Here is a 21,520-nt window from a genome sequence, read left to right as displayed (position 1 = left end):
CTCTGCCTCTGTATCGGCTAAAGCGTCTTCTTCGCTGTATTCCGGTAGTTCACTTTCATCAATATTGAGTGGCGCTACCTCTGCATCAACTTCTGGCTCAACAGGTTGAGACGCTAATTCACTCTCAACCTCTGGTGCTGCCTCTTCGCCAGCAAGCTCAGGCTCTGCCACTGTGTCAGCTAAAGCGTCTTCTTCGCTGTATTCCGGTAGCTCGCTTGCCGATTCAAGTTCATCGTCAACAAGCCAATCATCATCTTGAGGTATACCAAATTCATTGGCAACCGGTTCCGGTTCACTAAAGAGAGGCGTCTCGCTACCTTCAATTTGTGGATTAAAATCAAACCCATCATCTAGATCTTGTTCAGAAGATTGATTTTCTTCTGGGCGATCAAAATCTACTTCATCCAATAAAGGATCTTGGTTCGGAGCACTCTTTAGCAAGTCATCAATAAAGTTATCACTATTAAAATCGGAGTGATTTTCCGCTTGTTGCTCAATTTCACGAAGTTCATCCAAAAACTCCGTACCATCATTAATTGATGTTTCTAGCGTGGAATGAGGATCAATGGCTACTGTTTCACTTTCGGGTTTAGAATCAACCTCATCGATCCATTCATCGAGTAGTGTTGGGCTATCATGGTCAAATTCATTATTCTCATTACTCGACTCTTCCCCCAGTAACTCATCCAATAATTGATCCACCGTACTATCAAGATCATCATTAGACAGCATGTCGTTTTCAGACTGCTCATCTAACCACTCATCGAGTAAGTCGGTACTGTCGGCATCGATTGAGAGCTCATCATCGTTCTCTTCACCCACTAGCGGCTCATCTGCGAGACTAACAGAAGAAAGCTCCTCCGTTTGTAATTCAATCTGACTGAGTAAGTCTTCAATCTCTTGATCTGAGGCTACTTTAGTATCACTTAATGTGGAAACTTCCGGATCAATCGAGGCGTTGTCATCCAATAAGTCATCAAAATCAAGGTTCGTTTCCTCACTCTCATCATCGCCAGCAAGCAAATCATCAAGTAAAGCCTGATCAATTTCATCACTACCCAAATCATCATCTATATCATCGGTAGCCAGTAGAGAATCCATATCCTCTTGAGATAATGCCACGTCATCAGAAAGCTCAAAGGCAGCGTCATCGTCTTGTGATGACTCTTCATCCAATGCTCGCGTCATCTCATCTAAACCTAACGCGGCCTCATCCTTATTACTATCGACTAAATCAGCAAAATTAGGATTTAAGTCACCGTCATCATCAATACTGGCGAAGGGGTCATCCCCCTCTTCACTTTCTAAATTGAAATCTAAATCGCCTTCATCGAGATCAGCGAAGATATCGTCTTCTTTACTTTCTTCTTCAGTAAACAAGGTCTCGCTATCATCCGCCGAACCAAAAATATCATCATCTAATAACAATTCATCAGACAGATCGCCTAACTCAGCCTCTTCAACAGGCATAGGAGCAATCGTTTCATTAGGATCTTTCCGAGGTGAAGATGGTTGCGCCTCGCTCTCTTTCGTATGAGAACGGCGACTCAATAACATGGCAATCAGTAATGCAATCAATACTCCCGGTATCAATGACAGCAAAGCAACAAACCACCCATTGGATAACAGTTGTTCAAAGGTTGAGGGGCTCAGTTGCTCTATTTTTTCATTTTTTATTCGCTCTTCTTGCAAAAAGCGTTCAACTTCTGAACGAATACGAGTTTCATCACCCAATTCCTGTTTTAAGTCCGTCATTTCTGACTGCATTTGAGCAATCAATAACCTTAACCGGTGATTTTTCTCTTCTAATGCCAGGAGATCCGCTTGAGTAATTACACTTTCGCTACTGACTTCCGTTGGAGATGGCGTTCTCAGGTCTGAAGCGGGTGTTCGGTTTTCCACAGGAGCCGGAGGGGGCACAGGCTCTTTCACCGTTGAACTGACCTCAGGAACAGTTGGCCTAGCCGGAGCCGGCACAGCAGGAGCGGCCACGGGCGATGCAAGACGCGCTTGATGCGCCTCCATAATTTTCACCGCCTCTTGAGTTGAAGCTCGACTCACTTGTTCTAATGAAGGAATACGCAGAGTACTCCCTGGCAACAAGCTGTGGATATTTTGCTCTTCGAAAGCTTGGGGATTTAAACGATAAATAGCCAGCAACGTTTGTTGTACTGACACGTTCGTTGATGGTCTTAATTGGGAGGCAATTGACCATAACGTATCTTGTTCAGACGTTGGACCGAAAAACTGTGATGGCTCAGCCTGTGAAGCTGTGTTGCGCACAATCTCACGACTAAACTGTGGTGCCGATTGAATCTCACCACTAGGACCGATTAGACGGATCCCTTCTGCACTAACGATAGAAGTCTGAGTCACGGCGGCCATTGCTAAAGGCAACAGCAATCGCTTAAAAAATTGACACATAAAAGGCTCAGCTAGGTGCTTTAAAATAAAATGAATACAACAATCTGTTAAATATATCGGATTAACCAAGTAAAACTATAGGCAGTGATACAAAAAATGTGCCTTACCCACAATAATCGCAGGAATCTCACACAAATTATACGTCCATTCTTCTTTTCACTCTCAATAAGCCCCCTTTTAACTGGGTGACTAACTAAGTTATCATCAAAAAATGGGGAGCTCTTGGCATATCCGTCAGAGATAAAACAAAAGCCAACCCGTCTAGGCTGGCTTTTTCTTGAACAAAAAATAGCAATGAATTATTTATTCACTATCAATTTTTGCCCAAGTATCACGTAGGCCGACAGTACGATTAAAAACCAAAGCTTGTGGTTTGGATTCTTTTCTATCTGCACAGAAATAGCCCATACGTTCAAATTGATAACCAAATTCTGCTTCTGCATTTGCTAAGCTTGGCTCAACAAACCCTTGTAGTTTCACCAGTGAATCAGGGTTAATTGTTTCAGCAAAGTTATCAGCCGCAGCAGGGTTAGGAACAGTAAAGAGACGATCATACAAGCGGAATTCTGCTGGTAATGCTTTATCCGCAGAAACCCAATGGATCACCCCTTTTACTTTGCGACCATCTGCAGGGTTTTTACCTAATGTTTCAGGATCATAGGTACAGTAAATCGTGGTAATGTTGCCCTGAGCATCCTTTTCAATGCGCTCAGCTTTAATAACATAAGCTCCACGTAAACGGACTTCTTTACCCAACACAAGGCGCTTGTATTTTTTGTTCGCTTCTTCACGGAAGTCTTCACGCTCGATCCAAACTTCACGAGTAAAGGGAACGTCACGCTCTCCCATTTCAGGCTTATTAGGATGGTTAGCCACCATCAACATTTCTACGCTATCAGCAGCAAAATTCTCAATGACCACTTTAACCGGATCAAGCACCGCCATCGCACGAGGCGCATGTTCATTAAGATCCTCACGAATACAAGATTCAAGCGCACTAAACTCAATCATGTTGTCTTGCTTGGTAACACCAATTCGTTTGCAAAATTCACGAATAGAGGCTGGTGTAAAACCGCGACGGCGTAAGCCAGAAATCGTCGGCATACGAGGGTCATCCCAACCTTCCACTAATTTCTCTGATACAAGTTGATTGAGCTTACGTTTAGACATCACCGTATATTCTAAATTTAGGCGACTAAATTCATACTGGCGAGGGTGACAATCAATCGTAATATTATCGAGAACCCAGTCATACAAACGACGGTTATCTTGGAACTCTAAAGTACACAATGAATGAGTAATGCCTTCTAACGCATCTGAAATACAGTGCGTAAAATCATACATTGGATAAATACACCATTTATTGCCGGTTTGATGATGTTCAGCAAAACGAACACGGTATAACACCGGATCACGCATCACCATAAAAGAAGATGACATATCGATTTTTGCTCGTAAGCAAACTTTGCCTTCTTCAAACTCACCCGCACGCATTTTTTCAAACAGAGCTAAGCTTTCTTCAATCGGACGATCACGGAAGGGGCTGTTCTTGCCTGGCGCGGTCAATGTGCCACGGTATTCACGGATTTGTTCTGGGCTAAGTTCTTCAACATAAGCCAACCCTTTATTGATCAGTTCAATGGCATATTGATACAGTTGGTCAAAATAGTCCGAGGAATAACAAACGTCACCAGACCACTCAAACCCAAGCCAATTGACATCTTTCTTAATTGACTCAACGTATTCGAGATCTTCTTTCTCAGGGTTGGTGTCATCAAAACGTAAGTTGCACTGGCCCTGATAATCTTGAGCAATACCAAAATTCAAACAGATCGACTTAGCGTGTCCGATATGCAAGTAACCATTAGGTTCTGGCGGGAAACGAGTATGCACGCTAGTGTGTTTACCATCCGCTAAATCCTTATCAATGATTTGGCGAATGAAGTTCGATGGACGAGCCTCAGCTTCACTCATCTATAGCACCTCAAAATTTATTAGTATTGTCAAAAAAGTATTCTGCATAAATCTGGCATGAAAGCCCAGTCGCGCAGACAGATTACCGCTAATGATCCACAATTCTGCTTCAATTCACAATAGAAACTACGGTTTTACTCAGAATATTTGCCAAATCAGCAAGTTGAATAGGACCCAATAGCACTCTTCCCATGAGGTTTGGCAAAATAGTAACGGTATGGGCTTTCTTTCCTCAGCATTGCTTGTAACGCAAAAGCCTTCGCACTAGGCGAAGGCTTTTAGTATCAATAGAGAATACCTCTATTATTTTTCAATCATTTATTATCACTAGGTTGAATGTTTTTCATTTGACCCGCAATAATTTCTGCCAATGGACCAAGGATAACCTGTAAGTTGTTTGAACCCAGTTTAACCACCCCCATTGCACCCAGATCTTTCAGTGCTTTTTCATCAATGATAGACATATCATTCACGGTTAAGCGTAAGCGAGTAATACATGCATCAATATTAGACAAGTTGCTATGTCCACCTAGTACTTCTAAGTATTGTTTTGCTAGCTCAGAAGACTCTTGTGAACCTTTTACCGCAGAAGCTGAATCATCGTCTTCACGACCAGGTGTTTTCAGACCAAACTTAACAATCACAGTACGGAAAACCACATAGTAGATAGCAAAGAAGACAAAACCTTGAACAATCAGCATATACCATTGTACGGCAAGCGGGTTACGAGAAGACAAGAACATATCGACTAAACCAGCTGAGAAACCAAAACCTGCAATCCACTGCATTGATGCTGCGATGAAGACAGAAACCCCGGTTAATACCGCATGTAATACATACAATAATGGAGCAAGGAACATGAAAGAGAACTCAAGCGGCTCAGTCACACCAGTAAAGAATGAAGCAAAACCAGCAGCGATCATAATACCTGCGACTTTCTCTTTATTCTTCGCCGTTGATGTGTGGTAAATAGCCAGCGCTGCACCTGGTAAACCAAACATCATAATTGGGAAGAAGCCCGCTTGATACATACCAGTAATACCCGGAGTCGCCACACCTTCAGCAATCGATTTAGCACCGCCCAAGAAGTTAGGGATATCATTAATACCGGCAACATCAAACCAGAACACCGAGTTTAGAGCATGGTGAAGACCAACTGGGATAAGAAGACGGTTAAAGAAAGCATAAATACCAGCACCCGTTGCCCCCATACCTTGGATAGACTCACCAAAGTTTACCAAGCCGCCATAAATTGCTGGCCAAACATACATTAAAACAAACGCAATCACGATGCCCGCAAATGATGTCAAGATAGGAACCAAACGCTTACCGGAGAAAAAGGCTAAGGCCTTATGTAATTCAACCGTTGAATAGCGGTTGTAGATTTCAGCAGAAATAATACCAACCAAAATCCCTACAAATTGGTTATTAATTTTACCAAATGCAGCAGGAACAACAGAAGGATCAATACCCTGGATTTGGGCAACGGCTCCCGGAGAAAGCAATGTTGTCACAACCAAGAAACCCACAAAGCCCGCCAATGCCGCCGAGCCGTCTTTATCTTTTGACATACCAAATGCAACACCAACAGCAAACAATACTGACATATTGTCGATGATTGCTGCCCCTGCTTTGATCAGAAAGGCCGCCAACGCGGAGTTTGCACCCCAGCCATTAGGGTCAATCCAATAGCCAATACCCATCAAAATGGCTGCCGCTGGTAATGTAGCGACAGGCACCATTAGGGCCTTACCTACTTTTTGAAAATATCCAAGAATATTCACCTTAAGTTCCCCCTATAGGATTTTTGTATATATCGAACTACTTATTTTAGTCGCCCAATTTAGTCACTGTCAGTGTATGCCATTAATTTTGCTCCGCAAATTAAAAGCTCATCAATTGTGATCATAATCACCTGAAAAAGACAAAATAGAAGGATTTTGCTAGCGAGATCATAAAACTTATTTTACTATATAAAAAAACAATTTTTTGGCGCTACTATAACCGGAGTTATTGCGTGAAGAGGAAGAATGGTAGACTATAGCCTCTCTGGTTTTGAGCTCAACTATCATAAAAAATTCCTTATGTAGCAATGTTATTTCATACTTATTTCACTCTCCGATTTTGAGAAAGTGACTACTATAAAGATATTTCGCGACTTACTTGAAGTCAGCAAATAAAGCTGCTGATGCACTGAAAAGCTGAATTCGTGTCGCCTACCTGATTGACACCATTTTGACAGATAAGGATTAGCGGATTATGTACGCACTAACCAACGGCAAAATATACACGGGCAGCGACGTGCTTTCTCACCACGCCGTGATTATTGAAGATGGCTTTATTCAAGCCGTTTGCCCAATTGAGCACTTACCTCAAGAGATTAAAACCATCGATCTACATGGTGCAAATCTGAGCCCAGGTTTCATTGACCTACAATTGAATGGATGTGGTGGTGTTATGTTTAATGACGAAATCACCGCAGATACGATTCACATCATGCATCAAGCTAACTTAAAATCCGGATGTACGAGTTTTCTTCCGACCTTGATTACCTCTTCTGATGAAAACATGCGCCAAGCAATTCATGCTCAACGTGAATATCAGACTAAATATCAAAATCAATCACTAGGGCTTCATCTTGAAGGCCCCTACTTAAATGTGATGAAAAAAGGCATCCATTGCGTGGATTACATTCGTCAATCTGACGATGAGATGATCGATTTTATCTGTCAAAATAGTGATGTCGTAACTAAAGTCACCCTTGCCCCAGAAAACAATCGTCCGCAACATATTGAAAAACTAGCCGCCGCAGGTATCGTTGTTTCTATCGGCCATACGAATGCCACCTATGTGGAGGCCCGTAAAGGATTTGAAGCAGGTATTACTTTTGCGACCCACTTATTTAATGCGATGACACCGATGGCAGGCCGAGAACCCGGGGTTGTCGGTGCGATTTATGATACTCCAGAAGTCTATACAGGCATCATTGCCGATGGCTTCCATGTTGATTACGCGAACATTCGTATTGCTCATAAAATTAAGGGCGAGAAGCTCGTATTAGTGACCGATGCCACAGCTCCTGCAGGCGCAGAGATGGATTACTTTATTTTTGTCGGTAAGAAAGTATATTACCGTGATGGCAAGTGTGTTGATGAAAATGGCACTCTTGGCGGCTCAGCCCTAACAATGATTGAAGCAGTTCAAAATACGGTTGAGCATGTCGGCATCGCTTTAGATGAAGCTCTACGAATGGCTACCTTGTATCCAGCAAAGGCCATTGGAGTGGAAAAAACATTAGGTCGAGTGAAAAAAGGTTATGTAGCCAACCTGACAATTTTTGATCGTGATTTTAATGTAAAAGCGACGGTGGTTAACGGACAATACGAGCAAAAATAACAATGAATGGCGGACAAATAGGTAACGTAGATCTAGTTAAACAGCTAAATAGCGCAGCAGTTTATCGTTTAATCGACCAACAAGGTCCGATTTCACGTATCCAAGTTGCCGATGTCAGTCAACTGGCTCCTGCAAGTGTGACTAAAATAACCCGCCAACTCTTAGAACGAGGGCTGATTAAAGAGGTGGCCCAACAAGCCTCAACCGGGGGACGAAGAGCCATCTCTTTAACAACAGAAGTCGAACCTTTTCACTCAATTGCGGTTAGGCTTGGTCGAGATTATATCCAACTGAGTCTATATAATCTTGGAGGAGAAGAACTGGCTTTCTCCTCCTATGATTTTCATTACTCGCATCAACCACAATTGATAGAAGGGCTCATTAACCACCTGAAAACTTTCCTTTCCCAACAAAAGGAAAATATACATCAATTAATTGCTATTGGTATCTCACTACCAGGGTTAGTCAATCCTGAGCTGGGTGTGGTTGAATACATGCCCAATATCGATATTGATGCCTTGGCGCTCGGTGACATTATTCGAGACCACTTCCATGTAGAATGTTTTGTCGGTAATGATGTACGAGGAATGGCCTTAGCTGAACACTACTTCGGAGCAAGCCAAGACTGTCAAGACTCAATATTAGTCAGTGTACATCGTGGAACGGGTGCTGGAATTATTGTCAATGGACAAGTTTTCTTAGGGTCTAACCGAAATGTAGGGGAAATTGGTCATATTCAGATTGATCCGCTTGGGGAACAGTGCCAGTGTGGTAATTTTGGTTGTTTAGAAACCGTTGCAACAAACCCCGCAATTGTTGAACGAGTCAAAAAACGCTTGGCTCAAGGTTATGAATCCAGTCTTTCTTCTATAGATAAATTATCGATTGATGATATTTGCCAACATGCTCTACAAGGTGATGAGTTAGCTAAACAAGCTTTAGTGCAAGTGGGAAATCAATTAGGGAAAGCGATTGCCATCACCATTAACTTATTTAATCCACAAAAAATCGTTGTGGCAGGAAAAATTACCGCTGCACAAGAAATCATTTTTCCGGCTATTTTACGCAATGTAGAAAACCAATCTCTGAAAAAATTCCATCAACACCTGCCAATTGTTGCCTCTCAAATGGATAAACGCCCCACTATCGGTGCTTTTGCTACCATCAAACGAGCCATGCTTAATGGGGTTTTATTACAGAAATTGCTTGAAGATTGATAGTCACATTGTTCTATAATGCTAAGGCTGTATTGATTTAAGACAATACAGCCTTTTTGTTACCTAACCTATAAGAAATCTCATGGATTTAGTTTTTATTAGTGCGGCTTTCATCGTTGGCTATATTGCACAAAAGTGCCATCTTCCTCCTCTTGTCGGCTTTCTTATCGCAGGCTTTGCTCTTAATTTATACGGTTTTGAGTCAAATCAAACATTAGCAACATTGGCAGACCTCGGGGTCACTTTGATGCTATTCACCATTGGGTTAAAGTTAGAGGTTAAATCTCTGCTTGAGAAAGAAATTTGGGCCGGAGCAACAATCCACAACCTTCTCTCAACGGGGGTATTTACTCTCGCTTTAATGGGGTTTAAATATCTTGGCCTCACTAGCCTTGCTGAGATCCCTTTTACCAGCTTACTATTAATCGGATTCGCTCTCTCCTTTTCCAGTACAGTTTTTGCCGTTAAGTCTCTGCAAGAAAAAGGGGAAATGAACTCAACCTATGGCACACTCGCCATTGGTATTTTGGTTATGCAGGATATTTTTGCGGTCATCTTTTTAACGGCATCAACCGGAAAATTACCTGAATGGTACGCAATTGGATTGTTTGCGCTGCCTCTATTACGCCCTCTGTTCTTTCGTCTGCTAGAAAAAGCCGGACATGGTGAACTGTTAGTCTTATTGGGCATTTTCCTTGCCCTTGTGGTCGGGGCGGGCGGTTTTCAGTTAGTCGGAATGAAACCCGATCTTGGAGCGCTGGTGTTAGGGATGATGCTTGCTCAGCACAGTAAAGCCTCCGAACTCTCTAAAGCTCTGTTTAACCTCAAAGAGCTCTTCTTGGTCTGTTTTTTCTTAAATATTGGTCTGGCAGAAAAACCAACCTTAACCGGCTTCTTATTGGCAATCGTGTTGATGATTCTTCTTCCACTGAAAGGGGCTCTCTATTTTTGGGTACTCAATCGATTCCACTTTCGGGTACGAACGTCATTACTCTCGTCACTTTCTCTGTTTAACTTCAGTGAGTTTGGTCTGATTGTGGGTGGATTAGCCTTTAAATTGGGCTGGCTACCGGGTGATATCCTTGTTGCAATTGCGATTGCCGTTTCACTTTCATTTCTCATTGCTGCCCCACTCAGCCGTAAGGGAAATGAAATTTATCAGCACACCTCACAGTGGTTTAATGAACCACAACCCGAGGCTCTTAACCAACGAGATTCCGTGATTAATCCTGGTGAAGCTCAGGTCATCATTCTTGGCATGGGAAGAATCGGTACTGGTGCATATGACGAATTTTATTCGCGCTACGGCAATATCTGCTTAGGGGTTGAATTACGAGAGGACGCATCCAAACAACACAGAAATGAAGGGCGTAACGTGATTAGCGGTGATGCAACCGATCCCGATTTTTGGGCTCGGGTTCTACATACAGGTAACGTTAAGATGGTGCTGTTAGCGATGCCTCACCATCAAGCCAATCAAATAGCACTGGCTCAGCTCAAGAAGCGCCACTTTAGTGGACAAATCGCAGCGATCGCAGAATATCCAGATCAAATGAATAATTTACTTGAAGAAGGTGCACACGCCGCATTTAATATTTACAGCGAGGCAGGAACGGGCTTTGCTCGCCATGTGTGTGATCACTTACAACCCACCTTTGCACGAGATTAACTCTAGAAATAATGGCTAACACATGCACTCTGGTTAGCCATTTGCTCCCTTTTTCATCTCAATATAGATAAAATTCACTTAATTTGGCATTTTATTAAAAAACATCCATTAGTTTTGGTTTAAAATGAATTTTTGATCAAAGATAGGTTGCCTTTTTTAACCAAAGTGGCAAATTGTATTCATCTGCTTAAAACTCGTCTCATTAAGGAAGTTGTATGTGTTCAATCTTTGGTATTTTAGATATTAAAAGTGACGCGAGTGCATTACGCTCAGTTGCATTAGAAATGTCTAAGAAACTTCGTCACCGTGGCCCGGATTGGTCTGGGATCTACGCATCAGAGCGAGCTATTCTTGCTCATGAACGCTTGGCTATTGTTGGCCTTAATAGTGGTGCTCAACCTCTTTATAGCCCCGATCGTAACCTGATCTTAGCGGTGAACGGTGAAATTTATAACCACAAAGAAATTCGGGCTCGCTATCAAGATACTTACGATTTTCAAACCGACTCTGATTGTGAAGTCATCCTTGCGTTGTATCAAGACAAAGGGGCTGCTCTGCTAGAAGAACTCAATGGTATTTTTGCCTTTGCTTTGTATGATCAAGAGAAGGATGTCTTCCTTATTGGCCGAGATCATATTGGGATCATTCCTCTCTACCAAGGCCATGATGAACATGGAAACTACTATGTCGCGTCTGAGATGAAAGCCTTAGTTCCCGTCTGTAAATCCATTAGTGAATTTCCTCCTGGTAGTTATTTTTGTTCAACAGATCCAGAACCTTATCGTTATTACGTCAGAGATTGGAATGAATACAGTGCTGTCAAAGATAACGTAAGCAGTAAAGAAGAACTAACACAAGCATTAGAAGCCGCGGTTAAGCGCCAGCTAATGACAGATGTTCCTTACGGTGTGCTATTATCCGGTGGGCTTGATTCCTCTATTACGTCAGCCATTGCTAAACGTTATGCCGCAATGCGTATTGAAGATGATGAACAATCTGAAGCTTGGTGGCCACAACTGCATTCTTTTGCCATTGGGTTAGAAGGGGCTCCAGACTTAAAAGCCGCTCGAGAAGTCGCAACCAAAATTGGTACAGTCCATCATGAGATGACTTACACAATTCAAGAAGGCCTAGATGCCATTCGAGATGTGATTTACCACATCGAAACGTATGATGTCACAACCATTCGAGCCTCAACCCCGATGTTTTTACTGGGGCGTAAAATTAAAGCCATGGGAATTAAAATGGTGCTGTCAGGTGAAGGGGCGGATGAAATTTTCGGCGGTTACCTCTACTTCCATAAAGCGCCCAATGCTCAAGAATTCCATGAAGAGACCGTCCGTAAATTGCTCGCATTAAACCTCTTTGACTGTGCGCGAGCAAACAAATCTCTCGCGGCTTGGGGTGTTGAAGGTCGAGTTCCTTTCTTAGATAAGGAATTTATTGATGTAGCCATGCGACTCAATCCAGCAGACAAGATGTGTGGTAACGGTAAAATGGAGAAGCATATTTTACGCGAATGCTTCGAACACTACCTACCCGACTCCATCGCTTGGCGTCAAAAAGAGCAATTCTCTGATGGTGTGGGGTATAACTGGATCGATACATTAAAAGCGACGGCCGAAGCGAAAATAAGTGATCAGCAAATGGCAACGGCAAAGTTCCGTTTCCCGTATAACACCCCGACCACAAAAGAAGGGTATGTTTATCGAGAAATATTTGAGGAGCTCTTTCCTTTGGAATCCGCAGCTCACTGTGTCCCAGGAGGCCCATCGGTAGCTTGTTCATCTGCTAAAGCCGTAGAATGGGATGAGTCATTTAAAAACTGTATTGACCCGTCAGGTCGAGCTGTGAAAGCCGTACATAACGAAGCTTACTAAGTTTTCTTGATTCATCACTTAGTAAAACGCCCCCCCAGCTCTGCTGGGAGGCTCAGTAATCAAAGCGCCTTGTGCGCTTTGATTACATGGATAGCAATATCACCCTTATTGCATTAATGAACAATAGTCATCCTAATTAGCGAGATTTAAGCTCTAAATGCTTATTATCAATACTGAGTATCACGGGTTGATTAATCATTTTTACCAACATGAACGAACGTGTGTCGCCATCGGGTTCTTGATATATCGCTTTAATACCATAAAATTGCCCACTTTTGACTTCAATTTCTTGCCCAGCAAGAGGTAACTCTTTCTTGCAATACGCTTTTGCTAAGACATCCAGTTGTTTGAGCTCATCGACCAGTTCATCAGGTAATGCTTTGGGTTCAGGTCCAAAGCGAACAAAATCAACCACACCCCGCGTTGAACGTATCGTGGTAAACGTAGGCCCCTGCTGATAATCAAAATACACAAAGATATAAGAAGGAAACAACGGTTCTGTAATGGTTTTTCTTTTCCCTCTGATGATTTTCTCCACTTCAATTTGTGGATAAAAACATTCAACACCTTGATTTTCAAGATGCCCCTTTGCCCTTGCTTGTTCACCTCTCTTACAGTAAACCAAGTACCAACATTTCATTTTCTAGCCAACCTATTCTTTTTTTTATTTTTGTATGTCTAGACTTATCGTTCAGAGGACAAAACCTCAGAAAAGAGGTTAGGCATACAATGGGTTCACAATGCACATCACTAAGTATCACATGAATTAATGAATAATTGAACGCATCCATTTCGCAAATAAACCAAATATGGAATATTAGATTTCGCATTAATCACTTTGAAAAAAGAGGCGGAAAAAGTCATTTATTTCATAAAGATAAATAGATTAGCGTTAAAATTCACCAAACACCGAGTATTGCAGACATATTCACTTGGCGGTATACGTATTGCTCCATTACACACGCTTGTACATGGTTTACCTAAATCGTCAAGTGACGGAGTTGGGTAAAGATAAATACTACATGAATAACGTCTCCCCTTGCAGCCCATTTATTTACTCTCTGCCGTAAGAGAATTCTCGCAAGTTATTGAGCGATCACAACAGGAAGCCCCGTATGTCATCCGACTTGAATATCTTCAAGCAACCTAAATCCTTCTATCTGATTTTTTCTATTGAGTTCTGGGAGCGCTTTGGCTTCTATGGGATGCAAGCCATTTTAACCGTCTACATGGTTAAAATCTTAGGCATGAATGAATCCTCCTCATTTGTTCTATTTGGTGCTTTTTCTGCACTCGTGTTTGGGTTTGTCGCTGCAGGAGGCTGGATTGGCGATAAAGTTATCGGAACCAAACGAGCCATTACTCTTGGTGCTATCATTTTAATGGTCGGCTATCTGCTTTTAGGACTTTCAACCACCAAAGCACACTTAGGTGGCGAAACACTTATCTACATTGCGATGGGCTTTATTACTGTGGGAAACGGATTATTTAAAGCCAACCCCTCAAGCCTGTTATCTAAAGCATATGAGGATAATGACCCTCGCCTTGATGGTGCATTCACTATGTACTATATGGCAATCAATCTCGGTTCATTCTTCTCTATGATACTAACGCCGATGGTCGCAGAACGAGTAGGCTACGGGATGGCTTTCGGTGTCAGTGCGATTGGGTTGGCCATTACCGTGGTTAACTTTATGCTGTGCCAAAAAATGCTCAAACAAATTGGTTCACCGGCTGACCTCCAACCTATTAAAAAAGGCCGATTGAGTTTAGTGATCGTCGGTTCACTTATCGCTAGTTTGGTCTGTAGTTATCTCTTACAAAACTTATTCTTCGCTCACCTCATATTGGTGATGGCTGGCCTAATGATTGTCACCTTCTATTTTAAAGAAGCATTTTCGATGACCGGACTCGAGCGCCAAAAAATGTTAGTGGCTTTCGTGTTGATGCTGCAAGGCGTCGTTTTTTTCGTCCTTTACTTCCAAATGCCAACATCACTTAACTTTTTTGCCATCCATAATGTGGATCCAAATTTATTGGGTTTTCGTTTTGAGCCTGAACAATTTCAAGCCCTTAACCCTTTTTGGATTATGATTGGCAGCCCTATATTGGCCGTGTTATATGGCAAACTCGGCGAACGTTTTTCGATGCCATTTAAATTTGCAATGGGTATGGGCTTATGCGCCCTCTCTTTCCTTGTTTTATCGTGGAGCACAGGGTTTGCAAATCATCAGGGGATCATCAGTGCGAACTGGCTTGTGCTCAGTTATGCATTCCAATCGATTGGAGAGTTATTAGTGTCTGGGCTTGGTTTGGCAATGGTTGCTCAATTGGTTCCACAGAGAATGATGGGCTTTGCCATGGGTATGTGGTTTCTAACCTCCGCAACGGCGGCGGTAGTGGCTGGCTGGGTGGCTAGTTTAACTTCGGTTCCTGAACAGATGACGACCACACAAGAATCACTCACCATTTATGGTGATGTATTTGGAAAAATTGGCTATGTCACCGCTGGAATTACGGTTATTACATTCTTAATTGCTCCGATGCTGACAAAAATTTGCCAAGGTAATGTTGACGTGAGTCTCGAACCTGCTGAAGCTTGATTTCATTGGTGAGAAAAGTTAAAAGCCTCGTTAAGGAGGCTTTTAACTTTGCACTCATATCATGGTTATTGATTCATGGTTAGCGGCGACATGCGTTAACTAACTCGGCCATCATAGCAATATGAGCATCAGAATCGTTCAAACAGGGCACATAGTGAAACGCCTCTCCACCCGCTTCAAGAAAAATTCGCTGATTCTCCCCTGCAATTTCTTCCAACGTTTCCAAACAATCCACGGAAAACGCCGGGCAAATAATATCAAGCCGTTTTACTCCCTGTTTAGGAAGGTGCGCCATGGTTTGATCGGTGTAAGGTTGCAACCACTCTTCTTTTCCAAATTGTGACTGATAGGTCATCATAATTTGGTTGTCGGTTAATCCGAGTTCCTGAGCTAAAAGACGTGTCGTTTGCGTACACTGCGCAGGATAAATATCCCCGTTATCCGCATAACGTTTAGGAATGCCATGATAAGAGCAAACCAATTTATCACCTCGCCCATTCCTAGCCCACGACTCACGAACTTTATCAGCTAAAGCCCGAATGTAGAGAGGATGATCATGATATTCTTGAATAAACATCAATTCTGGTATGACTACTTGCTGTTTCATCACCTGAGCTAACCCATCAAAAACAGCGGCGGTGGTGGTCGCGGAATACTGAGGGTAAAGCGGTAAAATGATGATAGCGGTGACCCCCTGCTCACAAAGTGCCTGTACTCCACTTTCTAAGCTTGGTTGGCCATAAGTCATACCTAATTCAACCGGAAGTGAAAGTTGCTGCTGTAACTTCTCCTGCTGACGCTTTGAATAGACCATTAATGGTGAGCCTTGATCCATCCAGATAGATTGATAAAGCTTAGCCACTTTGGGAGATCGACTCGGCAGAATGATCCCATGCAATATTGGACACCATAACCAACGGCTTAGGTCGACAACGCGTTTATCGTGTAAAAACTGGCTTAAAAATTGTTTGACGGCTTTTGGGGTTGGCGCTTGTGGTGTTCCTAGGTTTGCAAGCAAAACCCCCCATTTTTTACGGTGATGCATAACGTCCATTCATATTTACCTTTTCAATCACGGTAGAAGGAGTGAAAAAAAGCGACCCTAGAGGTCGCCTGACTTATTTATATTGGAAAGCTTGCTAATCATGCAAGTGCTTTTTCAATATCGGCACTCACTTCAGCAACTTGCTTCGTACCATCAAACTTCAGATATTGGGTATTGCCGGCTGCCGCTTCTTTACCATAGTATTCAATCAACGGAGCCGTTTGCTCGTGATAAACACCTAAGCGAGCTCGTACGGTTTCTTCTTTATCATCATCACGTACAACCAAATCTTCACCAGTAATATCATCTTTACCAGCCACTTTAGGTGGATTGTAAACAACATGATAAGTACGACCGGAAGCAAGGTGAGCACGACGCCCAGCCATACGTTCAACAATCACATCATCAGCGACATCAAATTCGATTACGTAATCAACCGCAATGCCCATGGCTTTCAAGCCATCGGCTTGAGGAATAGTACGAGGGAAACCGTCAAGTAAGAAGCCGTTCTCACAGTCTGGCTGAGCGATGCGCTCTTTGATCAACCCTAAAATGATTTCATCAGACACTAGTTGACCAGCATCAATCACAGACTTTGCTTGTTGACCAAGCTCAGTACCCGCTTTGATGGCAGCACGTAACATGTCACCAGTAGAGATTTGTGGAATACCGTATTTCTCCATGATGAATTGAGCTTGTGTACCTTTACCTGCACCTGGAGCACCTAGAAGAATGATGCGCATGTTTAATCCTCTTTAAGAAATAATTTTATACCGAAGCTCACAGTACTTTTAATGAAAGACGATAAGTTTCGGTATAAGGAGATAAAATTGAGTTTGCTTTAGCGAATGAACGTGAACCTCTATCCGGTTCGCTCCCCCATTCAAGCGGGCAATTCTACCATAAAAAATGGCTAACAGATGAATCTAAGACTAAAGAATACTTATCAAACCCTTTCTTTAGGTTCATGGGTTTGCAAGAGTTCAAGATTCAAATACAAAAAGTACGCAAGCCTAACATAACGTAGGCTTGCGTTTGACATCACTATTCTACTTTAGTCAATAACTGATTGATGGCCGTCACAAATTGAGTGGGATCTTCCATGGAACCTCGCTCAGCCAGCATCGCTTGCCCAAGTAAGACTTCAACCCAGCGGCCGAACGCTTGCTCATCAGCTTCATCCGCCATCTGTTTAACCATTGCATGCTCTGGGTTAATCTCGAAAATATACTTCACTTCAGGCACCGCTTGCCCTGCTGCTGCAAGTAACTTCGCCATTTGTGTGCCCATTTCACCATCGTCAGTAACCACGACAGCAGGCGTTGACGCTAATTTAAAGGTAGTGCGAACGTCTTTGACTCGCGTCCCTAAATAGGCTTTCACCCGCTCAACAACCGACTGGAATTCCTGTTCAGTCTCTTTGTGTTTCTCTTTTTCTGTCTCATCATCAAATTTGCTTAAGTCTAAGCCCGCTTTGGTGATGGATTGGAAGGACTTACCATCAAACTCAGTTAAATAGTTCATCAACCACTCATCGATACGATCAGACATCAGTAAGACTTCGATCCCTTTCGACTTAAATTGCTCCAAGTGTGGGCTATTTTTCGCCGCAAGATAGCTATCTGCCGTTAGGTAGTAAATAACCTCTTGTCCTTCCTTCATCCGTTCCACATAAGAAGCCAGACTGATCGATTGTTCTGAACTATCAACATGAGTCGAAGCAAATCGCAATAGTCCCGCAACCTTTTCACGGTTAGCAAAATCTTCTGCGGGGCCTTCTTTCATCACTAAACCAAACTCTTTCCAGAAGGATTGGTACTTGTCACTTTCATTATTTGCCAAGCGCTCTAACATCGTTAGCACACGCTTAGTACAAGCATTGCGCAAAGACTGAGTGACTTTATTATCTTGCAAAATCTCACGAGAAACGTTGAGAGGCAGATCATTGGAGTCAATCAAACCACGCACAAAGCGTAAGTATGAAGGCATAAACTGTTCCGCATCATCCATAATAAAGACACGCTGAACATAGAGTTTTAAACCATGTTTATGATCTCGGTTGTACATGTCCCAAGGGGCTTTCGCAGGAATATATAACAAGCTGGTATAATCATTTTTACCCTCCACTTTGTTATGGCTCCAAACCAGTGGATCAGCAAAATCATGAGAAACATGCTTGTAAAACTCTTTATATTCTTCATCACTGACATCGGATTTAGACCGAGTCCATAATGCTTGTGCTTTATTGATCTGCTCCCACTTAGACTCACCGGTTTCTTTCCCTTCTTCATCACGCTCAGGTGTTTGAATATAAACAGGAATACCAATGTGATCTGAGTATTTAGCGATCACCTCACGCAAGCGCCACTCCGACAAGAACTCTTTGCCCTCATCACGTAGATGCAAGACGATATCCGTTCCCCGAGTCGCTTTCTCAACCGTTTCAACCGTATATTCCCCTTCCCCTTGAGAATGCCACTGAACGGCTTGCTCTGCGGGTAATCCGGCGGCACGACTGCGAACAGTCACAGCATCAGCCACAATAAAGGCAGAATAAAAACCCACACCAAATTGCCCAATTAACTGGGAATCTTTGGATTGGTCTTGAGAAAGTTTTGAGAAAAATTCAGCGGTTCCAGATTTTGCTATAGTACCAAGATGCTCAATCACTTCTTCTCGGCTCATTCCTATACCATTATCTGACACGGTCAGTGTATTGGCTTCTTTATCAAAAGAGAGCTTTACCCCTAAATCTGCATCACCTTGATACAAATCTGGATTTGATAAAGCTTGAAAGCGCAGCTTATCCGCCGCATCAGAAGCATTGGAAATCAACTCTCGTAGAAAGATCTCTTTATTTGAATACAAAGAGTGAATCATCAGGTGAAGTAGTTGTTTTACTTCCGATTGAAAACCACGTGTTTCTTTATTTTGAGTTGCTGTTTCGCTCATTTTAACTCCGTCACATCATATCAAACCCTATCAATAAAACTGAAAAGGGTAGGAAGAACATCGATTTGCTATTAACATGTGGCTCGAGAATGTAAATTCAAGGTCAAAAACCATAAAAACACTGTTTTTTGTGTTTTTTTTGATTATGCTCTTCTAGGCTTATTGATCTAAAAACCATACAATCCGTATTAGTACTAACGCCAACGCTTAAAATAGAACCCAAAAAATTCAATTAGAGTGATTCTAAGCTGTTTACAGTCGTGAATTTGCTATAAGGATATGACTGATTCGTTATTCGGCCACCATTTACAGTTCTAAGAGACCCTAATACTAAGTAGGTAAAATCTGTCAATGCCCCCATTGAACGAGATATGCCCGTTAAAAAAGAAGATCTCATGAGTAAATTCGACACCAAATTTATTGTTGCCAATCGGTTTACTTTCGACCCGACGAGCAATTTACTAATTGATACTGAAGCAGGATATGAAGAGATCCGCCTTGGTAGTAATGAAAGTCGCATCCTATTTATGTTCGTTCAGCACCCTAATGATGTCATTACTCGTAATGAACTGCATAATTATGTATGGCGAGAACAAGGCTTTGAAGTTGATGACTCAAGCTTGACCCAAGCGATTTCGACGCTAAGAAAGATGCTAAAAGATTCCACCAAAGCACCGCAATTTATCAAAACGGTCCCTAAGCGTGGTTATCAGATGATCGCAAGCGTTGAATCTTTAGAGCCAGAGCAAACTAAAGAAACGTCTGGGGAGTCAGAAACGTTTGCCGAATCTAATACCACATCTATGGTGGTCAATGAGCCCGAACTTGGCAATAAAGCCCACGATGTAGAAGTAAAACCGAGCTCTCCCAAACACCACTTTGATACCATATCAAAGGTTCTGATTGTGTGTGCACTGCTTTTACCCTTAATCGTGTTTTTACTGACAGTACCTCCAGCCTCAAAATTTCGCCGTTTAGCAATTATCGATGAGGTTATGATCAGCGCACCGATTAATCACCCCGACCTCTCTTCTTGGTTACCCATGATTGAGACGTGTGTTAAGAAATATCGCTCCATTCGTGGTACAGAGATATCGCTTAACCTTAAAGAAGTGATTGCAACGGGGGGTGAAAATAATCAACTGATGCTCAACTACATTCACACTCCGAATTATTCAAGTGAAAATATCACCTTAAGAATTTTTGCCAATATCAATGAAACTGAAAAAGTGTGCCAGTGAGGGATAACATGATGATGAAGAAAATCGCGGCACTACTCCTTATCCTTTCGGCTAGCGGCAGCCTATGGTTGTACCAGCAAAGCGATATTAAGCTTGAGAACATTCTCTGCTCTCGTGAATGGCAATCGAAAATGGTTACATTGATTGAGCGTCAATTGCCCAATAACGCCGTCGGCCCACTGCACCGAGTCGATGTCATATCTAATGTCAAATATTTACCCAATGGTAGCTATCTACGCGTATCATTGGTGAAGCTCTATTCTACAGAACAAACCGTTGCAGAGAACATCATCAACATTTCTGAATCTGGGGAATGGAGTATCAGTGGTAATTATCTACTTATCTCTCCCATTGAATTTAAAGATGCCTCATCCGCTTACAGTAAAGACTTTACTCCTGAACAGTTACAGTTAATTACTCAGTTGTTTAAAGTGGATGCTCAGCAAAGTCGCCGAATTGATGTTGTCAATGATAAAACTTTACTGTTGACTAGCCTAAATCACGGTTCAACGGTTCTATTTGGCAATGGGTGACCCTCAAGGGCACTCATGTGCCCTTGAGGAGTTCTTAAATAAGACGAGTCTGTGCTAATACCTGTTTATCGAAACTATAAACGGTCAACATCTCTTCCTCCAACAAGCCATAACTTGCAACGCCACGATTACGAGGAAAGGTCACGGAGCCGGGGTTAAACCGATAAATTCCCGCTTGTGATTCAGCAAGAGCAATGTGTGTATGACCTTGAATAAAAACATCTCCAGAACGGAGCGGAGGATGATTCTCCTCGTGGTAAAGGTGACCATGAGTCAAGAATAACCGACGACCAGATTCTAATAAAACCCACGAAAAGTCACTCATCATGGGAAACGCTAACAGCATTTGATCGACTTCACTGTCACAGTTGCCTCTTACCGCCATAATATGCTGCGCATATTGATTCAAGCATTCAGCCACAGCTGGTGGGTTATAACCGGTTGGAATCGGATTCCTTGGCCCATGATTAAGTAAATCCCCCAGTAAAATGAGTGTTTCCGCGCCTGAATCACTAAAAGCTTGAAGGGTTTTTTCTGTTGCGGGTAATGAACCATGAAGATCCGATGCGATAAATAGTTTCATCTG

The 21,520-nt window shown here is 42.4% G+C and carries 15 protein-coding genes; 7 read left to right on the top strand and 8 right to left on the bottom strand.

Going from position 1 to position 21,520, the window contains the following annotated elements; all coding sequences use genetic code 11:
• The 3 genes from B5D54_RS08930 to nagE all read right to left on the bottom strand — a co-directional run.
• On the bottom strand, positions 1–2,424 hold a 2,424-nt coding region (locus B5D54_RS08930; protein WP_303046251.1), incomplete at its 3' end, for a FimV/HubP family polar landmark protein.
• 303 nt (positions 2,425–2,727) lie between these two features.
• Entirely contained in the window at positions 2,728–4,398 is a 1,671-nt protein-coding gene (glnS, locus tag B5D54_RS08925) for a glutamine--tRNA ligase (RefSeq protein WP_078926202.1), read from the bottom strand.
• Between the two features lie 314 nt (positions 4,399–4,712).
• Complete coding sequence (nagE, locus tag B5D54_RS08920; RefSeq protein ID WP_078926201.1) at positions 4,713–6,182, bottom strand: N-acetylglucosamine-specific PTS transporter subunit IIBC; 1,470 nt, start codon at positions 6,180–6,182, stop codon at positions 4,713–4,715.
• Positions 6,183–6,657: 475 nt separating this feature from the next.
• Here nagE and nagA point away from each other — a divergent pair, with 475 nt between their 5' ends.
• From nagA to asnB, 4 genes are all read left to right on the top strand, one after another.
• Entirely contained in the window at positions 6,658–7,794 is a 1,137-nt protein-coding gene (gene nagA, locus B5D54_RS08915; RefSeq protein ID WP_078926200.1) for an N-acetylglucosamine-6-phosphate deacetylase, read from the top strand.
• 2 nt (positions 7,795–7,796) lie between these two features.
• Positions 7,797–9,011, top strand: a complete 1,215-nt coding sequence (gene nagC, locus B5D54_RS08910; RefSeq protein ID WP_078926199.1) for a DNA-binding transcriptional regulator NagC — start codon at positions 7,797–7,799, stop codon at positions 9,009–9,011.
• 82 nt (positions 9,012–9,093) lie between these two features.
• Complete coding sequence (locus B5D54_RS08905; RefSeq protein WP_078926198.1) at positions 9,094–10,680, top strand: cation:proton antiporter family protein; 1,587 nt, start codon at positions 9,094–9,096, stop codon at positions 10,678–10,680.
• A 215-nt stretch (positions 10,681–10,895) separates the two neighbouring features.
• A complete protein-coding gene (gene asnB, locus B5D54_RS08900; protein ID WP_078926197.1) occupies positions 10,896–12,560 on the top strand; it encodes an asparagine synthase B in 1,665 nt (554 codons plus the stop codon).
• A 136-nt stretch (positions 12,561–12,696) separates the two neighbouring features.
• Here asnB and rfaH read toward each other — a convergent pair whose 3' ends face one another.
• Positions 12,697–13,200 (bottom strand): transcription/translation regulatory transformer protein RfaH, encoded by a 504-nt coding sequence (gene rfaH / locus B5D54_RS08895; protein ID WP_078926196.1) that lies wholly within the window; start codon positions 13,198–13,200, stop codon positions 12,697–12,699.
• Between the two features lie 448 nt (positions 13,201–13,648).
• Between rfaH and dtpA the strand changes: the two genes are divergently transcribed.
• Positions 13,649–15,163 carry a dipeptide/tripeptide permease DtpA gene (gene dtpA, locus B5D54_RS08890; protein WP_267490084.1) on the top strand — a complete coding sequence of 505 codons (1,515 nt, stop codon included), beginning with the start codon at positions 13,649–13,651 and terminating at the stop codon, positions 15,161–15,163.
• Positions 15,164–15,242: 79 nt separating this feature from the next.
• Here dtpA and hemH read toward each other — a convergent pair whose 3' ends face one another.
• From hemH to htpG, 3 genes are all read right to left on the bottom strand, one after another.
• Entirely contained in the window at positions 15,243–16,208 is a 966-nt protein-coding gene (hemH, locus tag B5D54_RS08885; protein ID WP_078926299.1) for a ferrochelatase, read from the bottom strand.
• Between the two features lie 98 nt (positions 16,209–16,306).
• A complete protein-coding gene (gene adk, locus B5D54_RS08880; RefSeq protein WP_078926194.1) occupies positions 16,307–16,951 on the bottom strand; it encodes an adenylate kinase in 645 nt (214 codons plus the stop codon).
• Positions 16,952–17,252: 301 nt separating this feature from the next.
• Complete coding sequence (htpG, locus tag B5D54_RS08875) at positions 17,253–19,160, bottom strand: molecular chaperone HtpG (RefSeq protein WP_078926193.1); 1,908 nt, start codon at positions 19,158–19,160, stop codon at positions 17,253–17,255.
• Positions 19,161–19,555: 395 nt separating this feature from the next.
• Between htpG and B5D54_RS08870 the strand changes: the two genes are divergently transcribed.
• Positions 19,556–20,401: a winged helix-turn-helix domain-containing protein gene (locus B5D54_RS08870; protein WP_078926298.1), complete on the top strand. Its 846-nt coding sequence runs from the start codon at positions 19,556–19,558 to the stop codon at positions 20,399–20,401.
• 11 nt (positions 20,402–20,412) lie between these two features.
• Positions 20,413–20,934, top strand: a complete 522-nt coding sequence (locus B5D54_RS08865; RefSeq protein WP_078926192.1) for a regulatory protein ToxS — start codon at positions 20,413–20,415, stop codon at positions 20,932–20,934.
• Positions 20,935–20,968: 34 nt separating this feature from the next.
• Here B5D54_RS08865 and yfcE read toward each other — a convergent pair whose 3' ends face one another.
• Positions 20,969–21,517, bottom strand: coding sequence for a phosphodiesterase (gene yfcE, locus B5D54_RS08860; protein ID WP_078926191.1), 549 nt, complete (start codon positions 21,515–21,517; stop codon positions 20,969–20,971).
• Between the last annotated feature and the right edge of the window lie 3 nt (positions 21,518–21,520).

It is taken from the genome of Vibrio cincinnatiensis DSM 19608 (assembly GCF_900167345.1).
GTDB lineage: Bacteria > Pseudomonadota > Gammaproteobacteria > Enterobacterales > Vibrionaceae > Vibrio > Vibrio cincinnatiensis.
This window is presented reverse-complemented; position numbering and strand designations above follow the sequence as displayed.